Annotated in this window: 7 protein-coding genes; 3 read left to right on the plus strand and 4 right to left on the minus strand. The window is 70.2% G+C overall.

Annotated elements, in window-relative coordinates; translation table 11 throughout:
• Nucleotides 1–68: 68 nt before the first annotated feature.
• Nucleotides 69–659: a malonic semialdehyde reductase gene (locus IE136_RS14650; protein ID WP_189600536.1), complete on the plus strand. Its 591-nt coding sequence runs from the start codon at nucleotides 69–71 to the stop codon at nucleotides 657–659.
• Between the two features lie 90 nt (nucleotides 660–749).
• Here the strand turns inward: IE136_RS14650 and IE136_RS14655 are convergent, their stop codons facing one another.
• Nucleotides 750–1277, minus strand: coding sequence for a DUF4245 domain-containing protein (locus IE136_RS14655; protein WP_158989937.1), 528 nt, complete (start codon nucleotides 1275–1277; stop codon nucleotides 750–752).
• A gap of 126 nt (nucleotides 1278–1403) precedes the next feature.
• Here IE136_RS14655 and glpX point away from each other — a divergent pair, with 126 nt between their 5' ends.
• Entirely contained in the window at nucleotides 1404–2435 is a 1032-nt protein-coding gene (glpX, locus tag IE136_RS14660) for a class II fructose-bisphosphatase (RefSeq protein ID WP_158989935.1), read from the plus strand.
• Nucleotides 2436–2540: 105 nt separating this feature from the next.
• Here glpX and IE136_RS14665 read toward each other — a convergent pair whose 3' ends face one another.
• Nucleotides 2541–2909, minus strand: coding sequence for a WhiB family transcriptional regulator (locus tag IE136_RS14665; protein WP_158989933.1), 369 nt, complete (start codon nucleotides 2907–2909; stop codon nucleotides 2541–2543).
• 186 nt (nucleotides 2910–3095) lie between these two features.
• On the minus strand, nucleotides 3096–3800 hold the full coding sequence (locus IE136_RS14670) for a DUF1707 SHOCT-like domain-containing protein (protein ID WP_189600537.1): 705 nt from the start codon (nucleotides 3798–3800) through the stop codon (nucleotides 3096–3098).
• Nucleotides 3801–4012: 212 nt separating this feature from the next.
• Between IE136_RS14670 and IE136_RS14675 the strand changes: the two genes are divergently transcribed.
• Nucleotides 4013–5680, plus strand: coding sequence for a fumarate hydratase (locus IE136_RS14675; RefSeq protein WP_189600538.1), 1668 nt, complete (start codon nucleotides 4013–4015; stop codon nucleotides 5678–5680).
• Nucleotides 5681–5761: 81 nt separating this feature from the next.
• Here IE136_RS14675 and IE136_RS14680 read toward each other — a convergent pair whose 3' ends face one another.
• Complete coding sequence (locus IE136_RS14680; RefSeq protein WP_189600539.1) at nucleotides 5762–6259, minus strand: hypothetical protein; 498 nt, start codon at nucleotides 6257–6259, stop codon at nucleotides 5762–5764.
• Nucleotides 6260–6547 lie beyond the last annotated feature (288 nt).

Consider the following 6547-nt stretch of genomic DNA (forward strand, 5'->3'; position numbering starts at 1 on the left):
TTAACCAATCACCGCCGTACGGTGAGGGCATCGCTTGACCCCCTTTTGCAGTCCGGAAGGTACGCAGCATGTCCCTCGCTCTTGACCCCGCCGCCCAGGACCTCCTCTTCCGTGAGGCCCGCACCGCCAACACGTTCACCGACGAGCCGGTGACCGACGAGCAGGTCCAGGCGATCTACGACCTGGTGAAGTTCGGCCCCACCGCCTTCAACCAGACGCCGCTGCGCATCACGCTGGTCCGCTCCGCCGAGGCGCGCGAGCGCCTGGTCAAGCACATGGCCGAGGGCAACCAGCCGAAGACCGCCGCCGCCCCGCTGGTCGCGATCCTCTCCGCCGACAACGAGTTCCACGAGGAGCTCCCGGCGCTGCTCCCGCACTTCCCGCAGGCCAAGGACATGTTCTTCGCCGAGCGTCCGGCCCGCGAGGGTTCGGCCCTGCTGAACGCCGCTCTCCAGGCCGCCTACTTCATCATCGGCGTGCGCGCCGCCGGCCTCGCCGCCGGCCCGATGACGGGCCTCGACTTCGCCAGCGTCCAGAAGGAGTTCCTGGACGACGACCACACCCCGATCATGGTCGTCAACATCGGCAAGCCCGGCGAGGACGCCTGGTTCCCCCGCTCCCCGCGCCTGGCCTACGACGAGGTCGTCACCACCGTCTGAGCCGCGACGCGACAAGACCCCCGCGCACCTCGGTGCCGGGGGTCTTCCCGTATCCGCCCGCCCTCCGCGCCACGCGCTGTGGCGCGCGCGTCAGGCCGTCTTCTGCGACTTCAGCGAGGCGGCCATCTCCGCCAGCCGCTCGAACGAGGCCGTCCCCGTCACCACGGTCGTCGCGCCGCCCTCGGTGCGCACGAGAGCGTCGTACTTCGGACCCTCCCAGCGCTGCCAGACCTGGCCCGCGACCGTCTGGGTCTTCCCGGAGTTCTCGGCCTGCTGGGTGACGTCGGGAACGTACTTCTTCGGCTCCGCCGTCGACTGGTGGATCGCCACGTACTGCGTGTCCGGGTCGAGGAAGCCCAGCTGCCAGGCGTCGGCGTTCTCGCGCTTGTACGAGACCACGGTCGCCTTCCAGCCCTCGCCGAGCCCCTCGGGGGCCAGCACCGGGTACGGCGCAGCCCGCTGGGCCGTCAGAAGTTCGACCCGGTAGTCCTTCACCTTCACCGGGTCCGCGTGCTCGTCGTGCGGGATGAAGAGATACATCACGCCCGCCGCCACCATGATCACCGCCAGGGACTGGAACATCCCGCGTACCGTCTGCCTGCCTCGCATACCTGCCACGCACCCATGGTCGCATCATGGTGATGTGCTCATACGTGGGCCCCTCTGCTCAATTTGTCGACGTGCCGATAGAGTCGCAGCACCCTCTTCACTTCCGGCCGTCGCCGTACAGAAAGGTGCGCTCCGATGACCGAGCATCACTTGCCGTCCGAGCTCGAGGTCTCCCCCGAGGCCCCCGACCGCAACCTCGCCCTGGAGCTGGTGCGCGTCACCGAGGCCGCTGCCATGGCCGCCGGCCGCTGGGTCGGCCGCGGGGACAAGATCGGCGCGGACGGCGCGGCGGTCAACGCCATGCGGACCCTCGTCTCCACCGTCTCGATGAACGGCGTCGTCGTCATCGGCGAGGGCGAGAAGGACGAAGCCCCCATGCTCTACAACGGGGAGCGGATCGGCGACGGCACCGGCGCCGAGGTGGACATCGCCGTGGACCCGATCGACGGCACCACGCTCAACGCCAAGGGCATGCCGAACGCCATCGCCGTCCTCGCCGCCGCCGACCGCGGCACCATGTTCGACCCGTCCGCGGTCTTCTACATGGACAAGCTGGTCACCGGCCCCGAGGCCGCCGACTTCGTCGACATCAACGCCCCCGTCTCGGTCAACATCCGCCGGGTCGCCAAGGCGAAGAACATGTCGCCCGAGGACGTCACGGTCGTCATCCTGGACCGCCCCCGCCACGAGGGGATCGTCAAGGAGATCCGCGAGACGGGCGCCCGGATCAAGTTCATCTCGGACGGCGACGTCGCCGGCTCGATCATGGCCGTGCGCGAGGGGACCGGCGTCGACCTGCTCCTCGGCATCGGCGGGACACCCGAGGGCATCATCTCGGCCTGCGCCATCAAGTGCCTGGGCGGTGTCATCCAGGGCAAGCTGTGGCCGAAGGACGACGCGGAGCGCCAGAAGGCGCTCGACGCGGGCCACGACCTCGACCGGGTGCTGTCCACGAACGATCTGGTCAGCGGCGAGAACGTCTTCTTCGTCGCCACCGGCATCACGGACGGCGAGCTGCTGCGCGGCGTTCGCTACCGCTCGGAGACCGCGACCACCTCGTCGCTGGTGATGCGCTCGAAGTCCGGCACGATCCGCCAGATCGACTCCACGCACCGGCTCTCGAAGCTGCGCGCCTACAGCAAGATCGACTTCGATCGGGCGAAGTAGCCACACAGCGGATCGGCGAGAAATCGGGTCCACGAAGAGGGGCGCCCCCATGTGCGGTGGGGGCGCCCCTTCCCGTACGGGCGGAGGTGACCGTCGGCCGCGGGCTCAGCCCGCCGCGGCGATCCGGTCCGTCGTCGCCTTCTTGAGCTCCACCTCGCGCCGCCGGCGCCGGGCGAGCACGACACGGCGCTCGGCCGCGGTGAGCCCGCCCCACACGCCGTACGGCTCCGGCTGGAGCAGCGCGTGCTCCCGGCACTCGACCATCACGGGACACCGGGCGCAGACCCGTTTCGCGGCCTCCTCACGGGAGAGCCGGGCAGCGGTCGGCTCCTTGGAGGGGGCGAAGAAGAGCCCGGCCTCGTCCCGGCGGCACACCGCCTCCGTGTGCCAGGGACCGCCCTCGTCGTCCCGTGCGGGGGCACGCTGAGGAGGGACGGCGGCGACCTGGCGGGGCTGATGCGGCAGTTGCAGCACGGTCTACTCCTGACGACGGCTTCGCGAGCGAGAGACGATGCCCCAGCCCTACCCGCTGTGCGCGCGCCTATGCACTGCGTGCCGCCGAGTTCCGGAGTGCGGAACCTCAGGGGCGGATTCCGGTCACCCGGGCGTCAGGAGCCCCATCGCTCCGTCTCGCCGTCGATCCGTCGCCCCCCGGTGCGGTCAGTGGCCGAGGTGCTTGCGCAGCCGGCCCTGCAGGTCGGTGATCCACTTCCCGCGCTTGGGCCTGGCCTCGACGTTGCCGAAGACCGAGTAGCCGTTGATCACGACCAGCGGCGCCTGCGGGTCGGCGGCCTCCATCGCCACGACCTCGAAGTTGCCGAAGATCCCCGTGCCGCTGCCCCGCAGGCTGATGTTCTCCGGCACCCGCACCTCGACGTTGCCGAAGACCGAGGTGGCGTTGATGGTGGTCAGCCGCTGGGCGAAGAGCGCCTCGGTGAGGTCGATCTCGATGTTGCCGAAGAGGGAGAAGGCGTTGGTCCTGCGGCCCACCCGCCAGCGGCCCTTGCGGGTGGTGCTGGAGAAGACGGCGACCAGGTTGTCGGCGGGTCCCGACGTGTCCTCGGGGCCGTACGCGTGGGCCGAGTCGGGCGCCTGGCGCGGCCGGGTGCCGGCCGGGAGATCGCGGACGATCGGCTCCAACTCGCCCACCGTCTTGGCGCGGTAGACCGCGTCGATCCGCTCCGAGTGCTCCTCCGCGTCGATCCGCCCCTCCGCCAGGGCATCCCCGAGGATGTCCGCGATCCGGTCCCGGTCGGCGTCCGAGGCCCGCAGGGAGTCGCCCGGCGCGCCGGGCACGGGGGCCGGCCCGACGGGCGCGGGCTCGGCGGGGGCGACCGGCTTCTGGGGCTGCTTTTCGAGGTCCACGACCTCAGCGTAGCGAAACGCGATAGATCGCGACTAGGGGGCGCGACCGAGCGGCGCGCCGCCCCGTCGCCCGGAAGGACCCGCCCGATCGCCGGAGACCTGTGGCAAGTGAGCCTTACCTCACAGGAACCCCGCCGGTGCGGCGTCTTACGCTGGGGGACGCGCTGCCAATGGAGGCCGTGCCGCTGTCTGCCGAGTGAGGAATGGCCGAAATGCCAGAGTTTGCGTACTCCGATCTGCTCCCCCTGGGAGAGGACACCACGCCCTACCGCCTGGTGACCGCAGAGGGTGTCTCCACCTTCGAGGCCGACGGCCGTACGTTCCTCAAGGTCGAGCCGGAGGCGCTGCGCCGGCTCGCCGCCGAGGCGATCCACGACATCCAGCACTACCTGCGCCCGGCGCACCTCGCCCAGCTGCGCCGGATCATCGACGACCCGGAGGCGTCGAGCAACGACAAGTTCGTCGCGCTCGACCTCCTCAAGAACGCGAACATCGCCGCCGCGGGCGTCCTGCCCATGTGCCAGGACACCGGCACCGCGATCGTCATGGGCAAGCGCGGCCAGCACGTCCTCACCGAAGGCGAGGACGAGAAGGCCCTGTCGCACGGCGTCTACGACGCGTACACCAAGCTCAACCTGCGCTACTCGCAGATGGCCCCGCTGACCATGTGGGAGGAGAAGAACACCGGCTCGAACCTGCCCGCGCAGATCGAGCTGTACGCGACCGACGGCGGCGCGTACAAGTTCCTCTTCATGGCCAAGGGCGGCGGCTCCGCCAACAAGTCCTTCCTCTACCAGGAGACGAAGGCCGTCCTCAACGAGGCGAGCATGATGAAGTTCCTGGAGGAGAAGATCCGCTCGCTCGGCACGGCCGCCTGCCCTCCCTATCACCTGGCGATCGTCGTCGGCGGCACGTCGGCCGAGTTCGCGCTGAAGACCGCGAAGTACGCCTCCGCGCACTACCTGGACGAGCTGCCGGCCGAGGGCTCCGAGCTCGGTCACGGCTTCCGGGACAAGGAGCTGGAGGAGAAGGTCTTCGAGCTGACGCAGAAGATCGGCATCGGCGCGCAGTTCGGCGGCAAGTACTTCTGCCACGACGTCCGCGTCGTGCGCCTGCCCCGCCACGGCGCCTCGCTGCCCGTCGCCATCGCCGTGTCCTGCTCGGCCGACCGTCAGGCCGTCGCGAAGATCACCGCCGAGGGCGTCTTCCTGGAACAGCTGGAGACCGACCCGGCGCGCTTCCTGCCGGACACCACCGACGAGCACCTCTCCACCGAGGGCGACGTCGTCGAGATCGACCTGAACCAGCCGATGGACGAGATCCTCGCCGAGCTGACGAAGTACCCGGTCAAGACCCGCCTCTCGCTGACCGGCCCGCTGGTCGTGGCCCGTGACATCGCGCACGCCAAGATCAAGGAGCGCCTGGACGCGGGCGAGGAGATGCCGCAGTACCTGAAGGACCACCCGGTGTACTACGCCGGTCCGGCGAAGACCCCCGAGGGATACGCCTCCGGTTCCTTCGGCCCGACGACGGCCGGCCGCATGGACTCGTACGTCGAGCAGTTCCAGGCCGCGGGCGGCTCCAAGGTCATGCTGGCCAAGGGCAACCGCTCGAAGCAGGTCACGGACGCCTGCGGCAGCCACGGCGGCTTCTACCTCGGCTCCATCGGCGGCCCCGCGGCGCGACTGGCGCAGGACTGCATCAAGAAGGTCGAGGTCGTCGAGTACGAGGAGCTCGGCATGGAGGCGGTCTGGAAGATCGAGGTCGAGGACTTCCCCGCCTTCATCGTCGTGGACGACAAGGGCAACGACTTCTTCCAGAACCCCGCCCCCGAGCCGACCTTCACCACCATCCCGGTCCGCGGTCCGGGCCTGGGCTGATCCTGATCCGCGCGCGCCGCGGGCGCGGCGCGCACCGCGTGCAGGTCGGAGGGGCCCCGGGCCGGGGCTCCTCCCCCGCGTTCAGGGGGTGACGCGGAAGTCCAGGCGCTCGTGGTCCCCGTCCGCGGTCGAGCGGACGAAGCCCCGCGCGTCCTTGAAGTCACCCGTTCCGCCGGTGATGGCGATGTCGAACGACGCCGGCTGCTCGTCCGACGGATCGAACGGCACCAGCGCCTGACCCGTCAGCTGCCCGGCGGGCTCGCCGGTCAGGACGAAGGTGCCGACACAGTGCAGGTCACCACCCGCCTGCCCGGCACGCACCACGGTGCAGGTCACACCGTCCCGGCCGACCTTCTCGCCGCCCTTGGCGCGGTAGAGGTCGCCGGCGAAGCTGAAGCTGTCTCCCACCTCGGGCGGCTGATCGGTCTGACCGCTCTCGCCGGACGGTACCTCTTTGGAATAGAGGGTGAAGACGCTCTCGGCGGCGGGGGCGGCGGAAGCGGGGAAGGGGGCGCTGAAGGCGACGGCTGCGGCCACACAGGCGCCGAGTACACCGATTCTCCTCAAGCTGCGGGGCATGTCATGCCTCCTGGGCGTGGGACTGGGCATCGGAACTCCCCCCTCCGGCAACCCTCCGGATCGTTTTCATTGTCCGACGGCCGCCCGCGGCCCGCTCGGTGACCGGTTCCCTTGCGGAGACGCGCCGGTAAAGGGGCAGGTCACCCTGGATACGCTGACGCGCATGAGACATCACATACGGGTACGGACCCTGGCGCCGGCCGTCGCCGCGCTGGCGGCGGCCGGGCTGCTGGGCGGCTGCGCCGCCGACCCCGTGCCGCTGCTCGTGGCCGAGGACTCCGCCGCGCG

The organism is Streptomyces lateritius, assembly GCF_014649715.1.
Taxonomy (GTDB): domain Bacteria; phylum Actinomycetota; class Actinomycetes; order Streptomycetales; family Streptomycetaceae; genus Streptomyces; species Streptomyces lateritius.

Coding starts and splice junctions, on each gene's coding strand:
- IE136_RS14650 (WP_189600536.1), top strand. CDS start 69: ATGTCCCTCGCTCTTGACCCCGCCGCCCAGGACCTCCTCTTCCGTGAG.
- glpX (WP_158989935.1), top strand. CDS start 1,404: ATGACCGAGCATCACTTGCCGTCCGAGCTCGAGGTCTCCCCCGAGGCC.
- IE136_RS14675 (WP_189600538.1), top strand. CDS start 4,013: ATGCCAGAGTTTGCGTACTCCGATCTGCTCCCCCTGGGAGAGGACACC.
- IE136_RS14680 (WP_189600539.1), bottom strand. CDS start 6,259: ATGCCCCGCAGCTTGAGGAGAATCGGTGTACTCGGCGCCTGTGTGGCC.